This window comes from Streptomyces sp. NPDC058678 (assembly GCF_042714835.1).
Lineage (GTDB): Bacteria > Actinomycetota > Actinomycetes > Streptomycetales > Streptomycetaceae > Streptomyces.
Genome location: NZ_JBHXSG010000005.1, coordinates 148,846 through 162,578, shown reverse-complemented (window position 1 = coordinate 162,578; position 13,733 = coordinate 148,846). Strand labels below are relative to the sequence as shown.

Here is a 13,733-nt window from a genome sequence, read left to right as displayed (position 1 = left end):
TTCCCCTGTTGGCTGTTGGTACGGGGCGCTACGACGGCGGCTACTCGTTCGAAGGTGAGCTGCTGCTGATCCACCTGGACTCCGGCGACGTGGTGTCCGCCCTGCAGTACCCGCGGGAGGTGCTCGGCGTGGAATGGCGCAGCAAGACGGCACTTCGTCTGGTCTTGGCGCCGTGTGACGACTGGGAGAACCCACAGGCACACGAGCAGGGTCATGCGGTCGTTGTGGCTCGCTCGGACTGGAGCGCCGTCGGGCAGGGGGCGATCGGTGCCGAGGAGCTGGCCGCCCCCGCGGAACCGGTATTCCAGCCGGACCACAGCGCAGAAGCCCGCCGAATCCTCGCGGACCTCGCAGACTCGGCCGGTCGACAGTGGTCCGTACGCCGGCGTGTGTGGGCTGTCGAAGGTACGGAGGACGGCCGCGTGCTGGCCGCTCTGGACAGGGTCCTGGCGGAGTCGTGGCTGCCATCAGGAGACCTGCAATGGGCGGTCGAGGACGAAGAAGGCGGCCGACAGCTGGTTCTGGCCTCCGACGGCACATCGGTCTGGACCAACGCCGAACGCCGCAGTCGCCGCAAGGGAAGGCGCTGGGAGACGTCCGCACCCCGAGTCGCCCGGATCGCCGTCGACACAGGGCAGGTGCTGGAGACTCTGAGCCCGGGCGTGTTCACGGTTCTCGTCGCAAGCGGCCAGAGGACGATCCTGAGGCCGTTGGACCGCCGCCGCAAGCATCCCGAACGGCTGATGATGTTCGACCTCGACGGTCCGGTGAACGGTCCGGAGGTCGGCCACTTCGACCTGTTCAATCACCCGTTCGCCGTCCGTCGGGCGAGCCGCCCGTACGTCCTGGTAGGCACTGACCCGGACGAGCCGCACAGGGACAAGTGGGTCACTGCCCTGGGCGCCGACGGGACATTGCGGCGGCTCTTCCCGCACTCCTGGGTACCGGCAGAGCATCATTTCGGGGGTCCCGCGGTCGAAATCGGGCAGTCCTTGGTCTATGCCGGCGCCGTCCACCACGGCCACGGGCTCCAACCCGGTGGCGCCTACATTGTGCGGCGATCCCTGAACGGCTCGGTGCAGTGGCAGCACCGCACCGATCATCCCGCCACCGCCCTCGACACCGACGGGGACACCGTCTACGTGGCCTACAACTCCGGCGCCCTGACAGCACTGGACGCCGTCGACGGCTCGGTGCGATGGCACACCGAGCTCGAGGTCGACGGGGCACCGACCACCGCACTGTCCCTCGCTGTGGCGCCCCAAGGACACTTGCTCATTGGGACCGTCGACGGCCGGATCCTGGAGTGTCCGCCTCGGCCGTGATCCCGAGAGCGAAGCCTTGTTCTTCGCAGTTCGCCTGTCTCACGAGGCGAGACTCCTGTTGGTGGGGTGGGGATGTGGTTCGCCCGCTTCGGGAGCGGCGTGGAGCCATGCCGGCGAAGAGGCCCCGGTGGTAGCGGCATTGGCCCTGGACTTCGATGCGGGCCGGGCAGTACTCCGAGTCCAGCGATTCGTACGGCGCGGTCTCCGGTCCGGGGGCTCCAGGGCCGTCCGGCGGGCGGCGGGGGAGTGAGGGCTGGTGAACAGGTCATCGCGCCAAGCGGGCGGCAGGCCCTGGGGGAAGACAGCCAAGGCGGCTGCGATCTGCGAATAGTAGTCGTAGAGCGTCGCCCAGATCCGTTGGGCCTCGGTTGCCGGGTCGGATTTGGAGGGCAGCTCGTAGGCGTCGCGGGCGTAGCTACAGCTTCGTGCGGCGCTCCTCCCAGGTGCTGGTGTCGAACCGACTCGAACTGCGGAGAGTCGCCTCGCGGCCCAGCCGTGATCCGATGCAGGCGGGTGATGCAGCGTCAGACGTCGTTGTCAGTGCCTCGCCATAGAGTGAAGACATCACTCGGGGAGCCTCGGAGGGGGAGCAGAAGCGTGTCCGCAAACAAGATCCAGCACAAGGTGAATCACGTCGCGCTGGTAGTGGACTGTTCGGGTTCGATGCGACCGCACCAGAGTCAACTCATCCGCGTTGTGGACGAGTTCGTGGCGGGGTTGAAGGCCGAGTCGGACAGCCTCGGCCACGAGACCAGGATCAGCCTCTACTCCTTCGACCACAAGGTGGAGAACCTGGTCTGGGACATGGACGTGAAGCATCTGCCGTCCATGCGGGGGCTTTACCAGGTCAACAATGGGGCTACCGCCCTCATCGAGGCTTCTCTGAAGTCCCTGGACGACCTGGGCCATATTTGGGAGGAATACGGCGAGCACAGCTTCCTCCAGATCGTCGTGACGGACGGCGAGGAGAACGCCTCCGGCGGCGACAGGCGGCACGACGGCGACATGGCCATTCTCGGCCCCTGGCTCGACAAGATCACGGCGAAGATGAGTGGGCTTCCGGGGCACTGGACTTCCGCGATCCTCGTTCCGAACTCCCTGGCCAAGCGGACCGCCCAGAACTACGGTTTCCCGGCCGGCAACATCGCCATCTGGGATGCGGATTCCCAGAAGGGCGTCGAGGAGGCGATCGGCACCGTGCGCGCTGCCGCCACCAGCTTCCTCCGCGGGCGAGAGCAAGGGGTGCGCGGTACGAAGAACCTGTTCGCCGTCGGGCAGGACATATCGGTTGACGAGGTGCGGGCGCACCTCGAACCGATACCGGCCGACAGGTACCGGCTCCTGAAAGTCGACAAGGAGGTCGAGATTCGCCCCTTCGTCGATTCGCATCCGGGCGTGACGTACGAGCGTGGCTCGTGTTACTACCAGCTGGGCGCCCGGGCTCAGGTTCAGCAGAACAAGGAAGTCATCGTGGTCGAGAAGGACACCGACCGTGCCTATACGGGCGACGCGGCGCGCAGCCTCTTGTTCGGTACGGATGTCCAGGGGACCGTCTCCGTGAAAGCGGGGAACAACCCCAAGTTGGAGGTGTACGTACAGAGTCGTTCGGTGAACAGGAAGCTCAAGCCGAAGACCCGTCTGCTCATCATGCTCTGAAATCAGCGAGTGAAGAGCGGGGTGGTCCGGGAGCAGCGTGCTCCCATTGCTCGCCACCCCCGTGAGCGACAGATGTCGCCCCGTGCGGTCACCGGCGGCACGGGGCGCGCTGATTGTGGCCGCTACACGCTCCGGTCGACCACGGCACCGGCCACATTCGCGAGTGCGCCGACAGCCGGCCGGATGCAGCCGAGGGATACCGGGTGTACCTGCGTCTGATCCTTCGACGGCCGTGATGTGGCAGGTCACGCCCGCCCGGGAAGGGACTCCACGAGGTTGCGGACGTCCGGGCCGCATCCGGGACCTCCCAGGGCGGGGTCCGAGGTGGATGTCGGTGCGCGGGAGTTCCTGGACGGCGCGCACGACGAAGCGGTCCGTCGCGCGGTGTCCGGTCTGCGCAGTCGTCTCACCGGTGCCCGCGACCGCGCGGTGGCCGGGCAACTCGAGCGCGGTTCGCCTGGTGGCGAAGTCGGCCGCCAGGCGAGCGAGTTCACGGTGCCTGCCAAAGTGCTCCCCGTCTCTGCTTGCCGTTTAGGCACCAACCCCCGCAGGACAGGCTGACAAGCAACATGCAGGGCAGCACACTGAGCACATGCGATGCGAGGAGAGAACGAAGCTCACCGTCGTGAGATCACCGGTCCCGATGGCCATCCTCGTCTCCTCACCGGTGCTGCTGATGGCTCTGGAGCGCCATTCCGTCGCCGATGCGTTCGCCACCTCTACCGGAATGAGACCCCCAGATCCTGCAAAAAGAGCGGGGCTGAGTCAGCGTCCACTACTTCGTGATCACCAGCCGCCTTCTCGAATGGCGCTGCCGGGCCACGGAGTCACTCGCCCGTCTCACCTCACGCAGTGGTTGAACTGCAAGCCAAGACGCCACCCGTAAGCCCTTCAGCGGATTGTCCGGGCACGCCGGAGCGGTGTCCTCAACTCCAACGGCAGGTTGTCGATGTATCTACATCCGGGTGAGAGCGAGGCCGTTGGCTGGCGGGTGGTGACTGTGCTCGACGCCGTTCGGCAGCTGCGCGATGCATCACCCGACGTCACCGGACGTCCGCGGGTGATCGCGATCGACGGCCGGGGCGGCGCCGGCAAGACGACCCTGGCCGAGCGGCTCAGCAAGGTGGTACCGCACTCCGCCATCGTGCACACCGACGACATCGCCTGGAACCACGCCTACTTCGACTGGGGCGCCGTGCTCGTCGAGAACATCCTGTACCCCCTGCACCGGGGTGAGGCCGTGGACTTCCGCCCTGATGCCTGGATCACCCACGACCGGCCCGGATCGATCAGCATCCCCGCCGGTACCGACGTCGTCTGGGTCGAGGGCACCGGCATCATCCGCGAAGAGCTTGGCCGGTGGTTGGACGCCTCGGTGTGGATGCAGGGCGACCTCGATGAGCAAGAGCGCTTGTTGGCTGTCCGCGACGGTGACTCCCCGGAGCAGCTGGAGCACGTGGCGAACTGGCTGCTGGAGGAACTGCCGTTCATGTTGCGAGAACAGCCGTGGGCACGAGCCACCATGATTGTCGCCGGCCCTCCGCAGATCGACCACGATCCGGACACCGAGTTGGTCATCGCCCCGCCGACCAGCCCTTAGGCCGGCCTATCCACCCGCAGAACGCGGGTGAGTGGTTCGAGCGGGACTTGGCTGCCCCGCGGAGCCTTGAGGAGCTCTGTGCGGCAGGCGGTGTCCTGGCCGACCTCTTTCCCTCCGCGTGCGCGACGACGCTTTGACGGGGACCGAAGTCTTGGTTCTGGGCATGCCATCTGCTGCCGCCCGGCTTGTCGCAGCCCGTCTGACCCGCACCACGCTGCCCTGCACCCAGAGCTGCGCGAACCACAATCACCTCATCGAGCAAGGTGTTGCGTCGACCGGTTGAATCCGCCCTCGCAACGACCGCAACTCGCCGCAACGTCGCCCTGCTCATCAGCTGGAAACGAGAGAGCGTGCCGGGCGCGCGGCTGGCGAGGAGTGCCGCGGCAGATCGGCCTGTCGGCCACTCAAGGATCTCGTTATGCGAGACGGCGTAATGTATTTAGAGACAGTGTAGGTCGGGCTTCGGTACCATCCAGCGATGGAGCCCACGCTTGAAGGTTCGTCGATCGTCGTCACAGGCGGCGGCTCGGGCATCGGCCGAGCCATCGCCCGTCGCTTGGTCAACGACGGAGCCACCGTCACGATTTGCGGCCGTCGTGCCGACGTCCTGGAAGCGACCGCGGCCGAGCTGAACTCCGCCTGCTCCGGCCCGGGCCGAGTACTCGCCATTGCAGTCGACGTCACCGACGAACGGGCTATGGGTGAAGCCGTGGCCAGGGCCGCCGAGGCCGGTCACGGCATCACCGGAGCGGTGGCCAACGCCGGCGGCAGCGGGCAGATGCGACTGCTGCACGAGATCAGCGCCGCCGACATCGCGTCCGTGCTGAACCTCAATGTGGTCGGGACGTTCAATCTGCTGAAGTTCACCGTGCCGTTGATGATCGAGCGTCGGGGCGGATCGTTCGTGGGAATCTCCTCCGGCGCCGCTTCCCAGACGAGTCGCTACTTCGGGGCATACACGGCAGCCAAGGCTGCCGTCGACGTGCTGTTGCGCAACGCGGCTGACGAGTACGGAGGCCGACTCGTGCGGTTCAACTCCGTAAGGCCCGGGCTCACGATGAGTGAAAAGATGGAGTCCCTGGTACCTGCCGACGACCCGGTCCGCGAAAGTTACGTCGTGAACACTCCGCTGCCGGGGGTCGGCGAGATGGCCGATGTCGCCAATCTCGTGCGTTTCCTTCTCGGACCGGAAGCACGGTGGATCACCGGCGAGGCGATCGCAGTCGACGGCGGTAACAACATGCGCACCGGACCCGACATCTCGTCGATGATTCCGATCTGAGGTGCAACATGCACCGGCTGCAGGGTGGACACCGCTGGTCCGTACCGTTCAACCTGCCCCGGTGCAAGCCAGCCACGACGGCGACGGAAGTGGGCATCGACACGCAGACCTGGCTGCGCCTCATCACCGCACTCATTCTCGGCATGGCCATCACCCGCTACGTACTCAAGGATCCGAGGTCGAGAACGCCGACCTCGCCGACCTCGTCACCGGCGTGCAGCTCGCCATCGACGCACATGAACCCGGGCCCGAGACGGGCTGAGCACCCCTTGTTCCAGCGGGACGGATGGGTTCTCGCTCTGTGCAGTCCCGATCCGATCCATCCGCCGGTCACCAGTTGGCCAAAACCTCCATGCTGGTGCCCAAGGGCCGCTTTTTGATCCATAACGGCGATGGTCTGGGGGAGTCGGCTACGCATTGAAGCAACGGCTCGATCCGTGCTCACTGAGCAGCGGTCAACGACACACCCAGACAACGATCAGACGGCTCACGAGAAGCGGCCCTCTTGATCCCGGCGGGCCCCGTATGGGACGTCAGCGCCGGGCCAGCGCCAGCACACTCAGACCGAACATCAAGACGCCCAGGGGGAGATGGACCGACGGGACGTGCGCGATGCCGAGCACGACCTGGACCGAGGCGAGTACGAGGAAGCCTGACGCGTGCCAGACGGGCCGGGGCGAGCCGCCGCCGGGTTTCCACGCCAGCGCCGCCGCGAGCAAGTACAGCATGGACGCCCCGTACATCACTCGGGCTCCGACGCTGTGCAGCGTCTCTCCGTAGGACGAGTTCAGCAGCAGTCCGGCGGAGACCGCCTGAAGGAAGATGGTCAGGGTCTGCAGGGCGATCGCGATCTGCAGGAACGAGGAGCTGCGCTGTGCGTTCGCCGTATCCGTCACCTGGGTGGCCATGCCACAGTCCCCTTTTCCGCCCTCGGGCAGTAGATCGATAAGGTCACACCAGTCCGACGACGCGGGCCTGCGAAAGGTAAGGCGAGGGGGGCGGCCGGAAGCATGGGGACTGTCGGGACCAGCGCGGATGACATAGCCGGTGAGCGACGCCAACTGATCAATGTCGCTTACCGGTTGCTCGGTTCGGTGACCGAGGCCGAGGACGCCGTACAGGACGCCTACGCACGCTGGTACGGGCTCTCACGAAGCCGGCAGGAGGAGATCCTGTCTCCCGGCGCCTGGCTGACAACGGTGACCAGCCGCATCTGCCTGGACCTGCTCGGCTCGGCGCGTGCCCGCCGTGAACGCTATGTCGGCGCCTGGCTGCCCGAGCCGCTGCCCGACCGCAACGAGTGGGACCACGCGGGAGGCGCCGACCCCACCGGCCCTGCAGACCCTGCCGACCAGATCGTCCTGGACGAGTCGGTGGCCATGGCCTTCCTCGTCGTGCTGGAGTCGATGACGCCCGCCGAACGGGTGGCGTTCGTCCTGCACGACGTCTTCCGGTACCCGTTCGCCGAGATCGCCGGCGTTCTCGGCCGGACCCCTGCGGCCTGCAAGCAACTGGCGGCCTCCGCCCGGCGACGGGTCAGCGTCGCGCGCGCTCCGGTGGCGGTGACCGGCCAGGCCGATGTGGTGCGACACGTCAAAGAGGCCTGGCAAACCAAGGACATCGCGGCCCTTGTCGGTCTCCTCGACCCGGCTGCCGTGATGACCGCCGACGGCGGCGGCATGGTCGGCACCGTCCTGCGCCCGGTCGAGGGCGGCGCGCGCATCGCCCAGTACATGGTCGCCATTGCCGACAAGGCTCCGGGGCTCGAACTCCTGGAACGGTCGGTCAACGGTATGCCGGGCCTGGTGGCCCGGCGTGCCGGCGGCGTCATGACCGTCGCCGCGTTCGAAGTCTCCGACGGGCGTGTCACCCGGATCTGGGCGGTCCGCAACCCGGAGAAACTGCGGCCGTGGGCGCCTGGGGCCTAGCCGGCCCTCGCTCGGCAGAGCGTGCAGTCGCGGCCGGCAGATGAGCGCGCATTCGAGGGTGAGGAATGCTTCGTGGCTTCGTGGGCGTCGTCGCGTACGTCTCGGCGGATCCCCAGGCGGCAAAGCCAGTACAGATGGGCGAACGTGCGCTCCGCAACCCAGCGTTGTGCTCCCAGACCGAAGCCGTGCCGGATACTGCGGCGGCGATCAGCGGCTTCACGCTGATATGAGCACCTTCTCGACGACCTGCACGAACCCTGCCAGGCCGCGCCGCCCCGCCCCGCACGGAGTCGTCGACACCCCCACCGGCCCGGCCGGGCGGCGCTGACCCCCTTCCTCGACCTTCCCCACGGCGCCGTCACGGTCTTGGGGACGAGGTCAAGGACGCCGTCGCGACATCCGGATCGCGCGCGGCCTGTGACGGCCTTTCCGGTGTCGTCCTCCATCGCCGTTCGAGGTCGATTTCCTCGCTGTCGAGCGCGCGGAAATCTGTGTTGGCTGGAGTAGACATTGGGTGGTGGTGTGGTTATGGTTGCTCTCGTAGCTCAGAGAGACAGCAGGGCCTGGCAGACACGAACTGCCGGTCAGCAGTACAGGAAAGTTGCAGTTCGCAGGACGGTGCGGTGGTGGAGTTCCGAAGCCAGAGCGGTTGCAGGACGGCGACGGGGCTGACGACCGGACCGGGTGGCCCGCAGTGATCAGGGGCCGCCGTAGCAGGACCGCGGTTAACGCGGCGGTAGTACCCGCAAGTGCAGTTCGCGATATCCGCAGTGAAGTCAGTGAGCAGTACCTCGGTGAAGGCGTCGGCTGCGGACGCGCGCACCGGGAAGTTCGGCAGTGGGGTTCCAAGCCAGAGCAGACGCAAGACGGGCGACGGGGCTGGCTGCCGAAGAGCGGCGCTGTCACGGGCCACTCAGCAGTTCGCATCACCAGCAGTACGCAGTACCCCGTTTGGCAAGCAGTTGATCATCGAGGGAAGAACGGAGGAGCCAGGCGCCATCAGGATCGCCCGGGCGGAAGCCTTGAACCCGGGTACCGCAGGACATCGATAGTGAGGTGGTCTCCGGTCAAGCAACCGCGATCCCAGCACGCCCGACAGAATCTCGGTCGGGTCTGCGGAAACAGAAGGCCGGTGCAGTATCAGGGCCGGCAGATGGTGTAGCAGTTCCTTCGGGGCCTTGGTGCCGCACGGCACCAAGGCCCCTCCACGCGTTCCACAGAGAGGTGCAAGTGACAGCAGACGACTCGTACGGCCGACTCGACGACGACGACTACCCCGCCTACACCATGGGCCGAGCCGCCGAAATGCTCGGCACCACGCAAGGCTTCCTCCGCGCCATCGGAGAAGCCCGCCTCATCACCCCGCTCCGATCCGCAGGCGGACACCGCCGCTACTCCCGCTACCAGCTGCGCATCGCCGCCCGCGCCCGGGAACTCGTCGACCACGGCACCCCCATCGAGGCCGCCTGCCGCATCATCATCCTCGAAGACCAACTCGAAGAAGCCCAGCGCATCAACGCCGAATACCGCCACGCCGCCGAATCGGCGAACCCGACGGCCGCGGTCTGAGACGGCTGAGGCCCGCAACTCTCCCAAGAACTTCACGGCCGCCACCCACGCAGCTGCCCGGGACGCAAAGCGTTCCGGGCACTTCGTCTTCCAGGGGGAGAGTGTGGTGCCTCGGTTCCTAGACGTCAGCCGCGTCGGCCGCGAGAATGCGGCCGTGGAGATCACAACCGCCGTGGCGGCCGATGCCGATGCCGTCGCCGAGCTGCATACGGCCAGCTGGCGGAAGGCCTACGCGACCCTGTTCCCAGCGCAGTACCTGGACGGCCCGCTGCTGGCCGAACGCCAACAGGTGTGGCGGGCGCGGCTGGCCGATCCCGTCCCGGGCGCGGCACTGTTCCTGGTCGTGGAAACCGGCGTGCTGCTCGGCTTCATCTACCTGGAACCGCAGGCGGACGGCCGGGTCCTGCTCGACAACCTGCATGCCCGTCCCGGCGACACCGGGCGAGGGCTGGGCAGTCGGCTTCTCGAGCATGCCCTGGCCTGGTCCACCACCGCGCACCCCGGCCAAGACGTCTACCTGGAGGTCCTGCAGGGCAACACCCGCGCGGTCGCGTTCTACGAACGCCACGGAGGCCACCGTACCGCGTCCCGCATCTGCCACTTCGACCAGGGATTCGAGCTTCCCGAGTTCGAATACAGCTGGCCCGCCACCGTCCCAGCGTCGACGCGGGCGCCAGGACGTCGCTGAGGTGAACCTCGCCGCACGCCGCCGGTGAACCTTCGTAACCCACCGCCGGGGTACTCGCTCTCCGGCGTCCGAGCCAGGAGTACTGAACCAACCTCTATCGCGCACCACTGGGAGCAGGCGCGGATCGCGGCTCGGGTTTCCACCGGCGGTCTGATCCTGCTCCCAGATGGCGCCAGGCTGCTCGACGCCACGGACACGGTCGACGAACTGCGCGCCCTGCTGCGAGCTTGACTCCCCACCTCGAACCGTCGCCTGAGCTTGTCGTCAGCTCGTGGCGCGTCTGGGTGTGGTGCCCTTCTTGTGGTGGGTGGGGCGGGCGTACACCTCGCCCCACCCACCGCAGCCCACTCACAGTTTGCGGGGCTCGGCGTTTCTGGCCGGGTCGGTGATCTCGATGCCCGCCGGGATGAAGCCGGTCTGCCCCTTCGTGGCCAGTTGCTTCAGGTGCTGCTGGTAGCGGTCTGGGGAGACGACCTTGACGTTGAACAGCATTCGGGCGTGGTCGACGCCGCAGAGTTCGGCGCACTTTCCCCGGAAGGTGCCCTCGCGAGTGGGGGTGACCTCGAAGGCGTTGACGTTGTGGCCCGGGAAGACATCCTGCTTCATGAGGAACGGCAGTACCCAGAAGGAGTGGATGACGTCACGGGAGGACAAGACGAAGCGGACCTTTTCACCCCTGGGCAGCCAGAGTGTGGGGCCGGGGTTGCCGTTCTGCGGGTTGCGGGTGGCGGGGGTGCCGACGTCGTAGACGCCCTCGGCGCCCGCGGGGAAGACCCTGCTGTACCGGTCCGGAACGATTCCCAGGTCCGGGTCGGCTTTCGCGTTGCCGGTGCCGGTTCTGCCGTCCACGTTCTCGATGTAGTTGAACCCCCAGCCCCACTGGAAGCCGACCACGCCGATGGTGTGCGCGGGCTTTTGTGAGAGGTCGAGGAGCTCGGCCTCGTCGCGGGCGGTGAAGTAGAAGAGCACCGAGACGATGATCAGCGGGACCACGGTGTACAGCGCCTCGATGGGCATGTTGTACCGGGTCTGTGGAGGAACCTCGACCTTGGTCCTGGTCCGCCGGTGAAAGATGACCGCCCACAGGATCAGCCCCCACACCAACGCGCCCACGGCGAGTGCCGCGGCCCACGAGCCCTGCCACAGGGAAAGGATCCGCGGCGCCTCTTCCGTGACCGGGGTGGGCATTCCGAGGCGGGGGAAGTCCTCCCATGTGTTTTCGCAACCGGAAGTGGTTGCCAGGATGAGGGCCGCAGTCAGCGCCTGCAGCAGCCTTTGCCGCATTGGACGCCGCGAGGAGCGGTCACGGCCGTTGGGACTCATGTAGCGCCTTCCCGAGGGTCTCGCCCGCGGGCGGAAGTCGGCGGGGGCCGCCTCACCGGTCGGTCACTTTCCTGACGCGGGCTGGGGATCGAGTGTGTGTCTTTATGCGGACAAAACACTACTGAGGCTCACGCCGCGGGAATGCCCAACGCGCCGCCGACGCCCCGGCGCGCAGAAGTCTTTTCTGGCCGGCCGGGCAGACGTCGACGCCCCGTGTGTACCTGTCGGGTTGGCAGTTGAGCTGTGTTCTTGCGTTCGTCGATCTTGGTCGGCAGGGTGTCTGCCGGCGGATGCGGTTTCAAAGCACATGCGGCCGGGTTGAGAGGGGGAAACCGGCCTACGGCCCGGAGAGCACGGCCAGGGCGTTTGACCTTGACCCGACACCCGAGTGCACCAGCACGCTGACCTGGACCAGCGAGTCGGCCCGGCCCGAGGCATCCGGGGAAACCTGGCCGGAGATCGCGATCAGCGGCCAGGACGCGACGACGGCGGGCAGATGCCGTTGGCGGGAGGCAGTACTCACGGGGCGCACGATGTGGCGCATCGTCACGTCCTACTCATCCGGATCCCAGGCCAAGAGCAGGTCGAAGAGACGTCGGTCGCCGTCGACCTTCAGGGAGTCCACCGGAATACGGCCGTACAGGGCCAGAACCAGCTCACTGGCCGTGCCCCGGAGGCAGGCGTCGGCCGCGTCCGGGTCCTCGCCGGCAGCGGTGGCGGGCATCGTGCCGGGCGTGGGGAGAAGGGTGGTCCGTACGCCGTCGGCGGAGAGCCAGAGGCGCCAGGACCGGCCCTCGGCGGCGTGGTAGTCCACGGCACAGGGCTCATGCGGCCAGGCGTACGGCCCCGCGCAGCAGGTGGACAGGAACTCGTCGACACCGTCGAGTGCCGCCTCGTCCGGCAACGGCTGTGGGGCGCCCAGGGCGACCAGGGCGTCGTAAGTGTGCACCGCGACCTCCTGGACCTGGTGCCGGGCGACGGCACCGCAGGTCTGCGGCGACTGCGACCCGCCCCACCACGTCCAGCAGCCGCGGTCCGGGCCGGACTCCCGCAGTGCGTTCAGCAGTTGCTCCGTGGACTCGGCCGACCAAGCCAGCAGGGCCTCCCGCTCCCGGGGCGCGCCCGGGGCACCCGTCGAAGCGGCCTCGGCCGGGGGAGCGTCGGCAGGCCCTGCGGCGACGGTGGCGGCCCAGCGGCGGTGCACTTCGCCCAGGTGCTGCACCAGATCCATCAGCGTCCACTCGGGGCACGTCGGCACCTGCACCTCGAGGCTGGGCGCGGAAGCGACCGCGTCCCGGAACGCGACCGACCGTTCGTCGATGAGCCGCAGCAGAACGGGGAACTCCAAAGTTTTCGCCACACTGACTGTCTATCACCGTGCTCCGACAACCGGACAGCGATTTTCACAGGCGACGCGGCGGGCGCCGCGGCACTGGCCGCGCGCCCTCGGACAACGCCGTGTCCTCATCCTGAGAGATCAGTAAGAGCGCTGAACCGCGCGGGAGTCGACCTCTGTTGGGCGAGCCTCCGCAGGGCTCCGAGCTACGTCAGCTCGCCGTTCGATACGAATCGACCATGCTGGTCGCGGCCATCAACGGGTGGGTGGGACCACTGACACAGTGCGCTCCATGCACACCAACTGCTCCCGTTCCTCCCACGATTCGGCGACGATGAATCCGAGCCGCTCGTACAGGGCGATGGCACCTGCCCGCCACTTCCACACCGACAGCCGTACCGTGCTGACGCCGCTTTCCGCGGAATGCGCCAGCGCGGTGCCGACCAGGACGGACGCGATGCCCCGGCTCCGGAATGCCGGGTCTGTCCAGAGCCTTTTGATCTCCGACCGCCCGCCGACGGGGGCGGTCACCACCAGGCAGCCCACGGCTGTGCCGCCGCTCAGAGCCATCAGCACGACATCGTCGGCGAACGCGGCCCGCGGGTCCAGGATTTCTGCCCGGTAGCGGTCCGGCAACCCGTCCGTATCGACAACGGCCTCGCCCTTCTCGGCCTCCGTCCGCAGATGGTAGGCCGCCAACAACTCGGCCAACCGGTCCCCGGAAGGGCCCTGATCTGGCCAGCGGACGATGACAACACCGCGTTGATCGGTCACTGCGCCAGCATCACACGACCCGTACCAGACACCGAACGCACTCCCTGAATCAAGGAGTTCGGCCAGTGATGGGACGTTCACGCCAAGAGCGGCGTACGGCGCAAGATCTGGCTCTCCCCGACCGGCCACGTCGGCCCCTACCGATTCCGAGTAGTGCCACCGGCCCGGGGAGGGGCTGGCACGTGCTCGTGATGAACCCTCTTGATGGGGCTCCCCGTTCTTCCGGCTCGTCGGCGAGCACTCCGAAGTCGT

At 67.4% G+C, this 13,733-nt stretch carries 12 protein-coding genes; 7 read left to right on the top strand and 5 right to left on the bottom strand.

The window, feature by feature from the left end; all coding sequences use genetic code 11:
• The first annotated feature begins 8 nt into the window (after positions 1–8).
• From ACFWWR_RS07725 to ACFWWR_RS07710, 4 genes are all read left to right on the top strand, one after another.
• On the top strand, positions 9–1,325 hold the full coding sequence (locus ACFWWR_RS07725) for a PQQ-binding-like beta-propeller repeat protein (protein ID WP_384302464.1): 1,317 nt from the start codon (positions 9–11) through the stop codon (positions 1,323–1,325).
• Positions 1,326–1,922: 597 nt separating this feature from the next.
• Entirely contained in the window at positions 1,923–2,981 is a 1,059-nt protein-coding gene (locus ACFWWR_RS07720) for a VWA domain-containing protein (protein WP_383869883.1), read from the top strand.
• A gap of 994 nt (positions 2,982–3,975) precedes the next feature.
• Entirely contained in the window at positions 3,976–4,581 is a 606-nt protein-coding gene (locus ACFWWR_RS07715; RefSeq protein WP_383869853.1) for a uridine kinase, read from the top strand.
• A gap of 478 nt (positions 4,582–5,059) precedes the next feature.
• The gene (locus tag ACFWWR_RS07710; protein ID WP_384302462.1) at positions 5,060–5,863 is read left to right on the top strand and encodes an SDR family NAD(P)-dependent oxidoreductase; all 804 of its coding nucleotides are present in this window, start codon (positions 5,060–5,062) and stop codon (positions 5,861–5,863) included.
• A gap of 533 nt (positions 5,864–6,396) precedes the next feature.
• Here the strand turns inward: ACFWWR_RS07710 and ACFWWR_RS07705 are convergent.
• Complete coding sequence (locus ACFWWR_RS07705) at positions 6,397–6,771, bottom strand: hypothetical protein (RefSeq protein ID WP_383869859.1); 375 nt, start codon at positions 6,769–6,771, stop codon at positions 6,397–6,399.
• 102 nt (positions 6,772–6,873) lie between these two features.
• Between ACFWWR_RS07705 and sigJ the strand changes: the two genes are divergently transcribed.
• From sigJ to ACFWWR_RS07690, 3 genes are all read left to right on the top strand, one after another.
• Positions 6,874–7,791, top strand: coding sequence for an RNA polymerase sigma factor SigJ (sigJ, locus tag ACFWWR_RS07700; RefSeq protein WP_384302460.1), 918 nt, complete (start codon positions 6,874–6,876; stop codon positions 7,789–7,791).
• A gap of 1,230 nt (positions 7,792–9,021) precedes the next feature.
• A complete protein-coding gene (locus ACFWWR_RS07695; RefSeq protein ID WP_383859705.1) occupies positions 9,022–9,360 on the top strand; it encodes a MerR family transcriptional regulator in 339 nt (112 codons plus the stop codon).
• A gap of 154 nt (positions 9,361–9,514) precedes the next feature.
• Positions 9,515–10,048: a GNAT family N-acetyltransferase gene (locus tag ACFWWR_RS07690; protein ID WP_383859708.1), complete on the top strand. Its 534-nt coding sequence runs from the start codon at positions 9,515–9,517 to the stop codon at positions 10,046–10,048.
• Positions 10,049–10,396: 348 nt separating this feature from the next.
• Here the strand turns inward: ACFWWR_RS07690 and ACFWWR_RS07685 are convergent, their stop codons facing one another.
• The 4 genes from ACFWWR_RS07685 to ACFWWR_RS07670 all read right to left on the bottom strand — a co-directional run bounded on the left by ACFWWR_RS07685 (position 10,397) and on the right by ACFWWR_RS07670 (position 13,481).
• Positions 10,397–11,371, bottom strand: coding sequence for a cytochrome c oxidase subunit II (locus ACFWWR_RS07685; protein WP_383859711.1), 975 nt, complete (start codon positions 11,369–11,371; stop codon positions 10,397–10,399).
• Between the two features lie 337 nt (positions 11,372–11,708).
• On the bottom strand, positions 11,709–11,894 hold the full coding sequence (locus ACFWWR_RS07680; protein WP_383859714.1) for a hypothetical protein: 186 nt from the start codon (positions 11,892–11,894) through the stop codon (positions 11,709–11,711).
• 30 nt (positions 11,895–11,924) lie between these two features.
• Entirely contained in the window at positions 11,925–12,731 is an 807-nt protein-coding gene (locus ACFWWR_RS07675; protein ID WP_383859716.1) for a maleylpyruvate isomerase family mycothiol-dependent enzyme, read from the bottom strand.
• A gap of 231 nt (positions 12,732–12,962) precedes the next feature.
• On the bottom strand, positions 12,963–13,481 hold the full coding sequence (locus ACFWWR_RS07670; protein WP_383859719.1) for a GNAT family N-acetyltransferase: 519 nt from the start codon (positions 13,479–13,481) through the stop codon (positions 12,963–12,965).
• Positions 13,482–13,733: the final 252 nt, after the last annotated feature.

Excerpts from the sequence above, each read along its gene's own strand:
- ACFWWR_RS07710 (WP_384302462.1), top strand. The coding sequence starts at position 5,060 with ATGGAGCCCACGCTTGAAGGTTCGTCGATCGTCGTCACAGGCGGCGGC.
- ACFWWR_RS07705 (WP_383869859.1), bottom strand. The coding sequence starts at position 6,771 with ATGGCCACCCAGGTGACGGATACGGCGAACGCACAGCGCAGCTCCTCG.
- sigJ (WP_384302460.1), top strand. The coding sequence starts at position 6,874 with ATGGGGACTGTCGGGACCAGCGCGGATGACATAGCCGGTGAGCGACGC.
- ACFWWR_RS07685 (WP_383859711.1), bottom strand. The coding sequence starts at position 11,371 with ATGAGTCCCAACGGCCGTGACCGCTCCTCGCGGCGTCCAATGCGGCAA.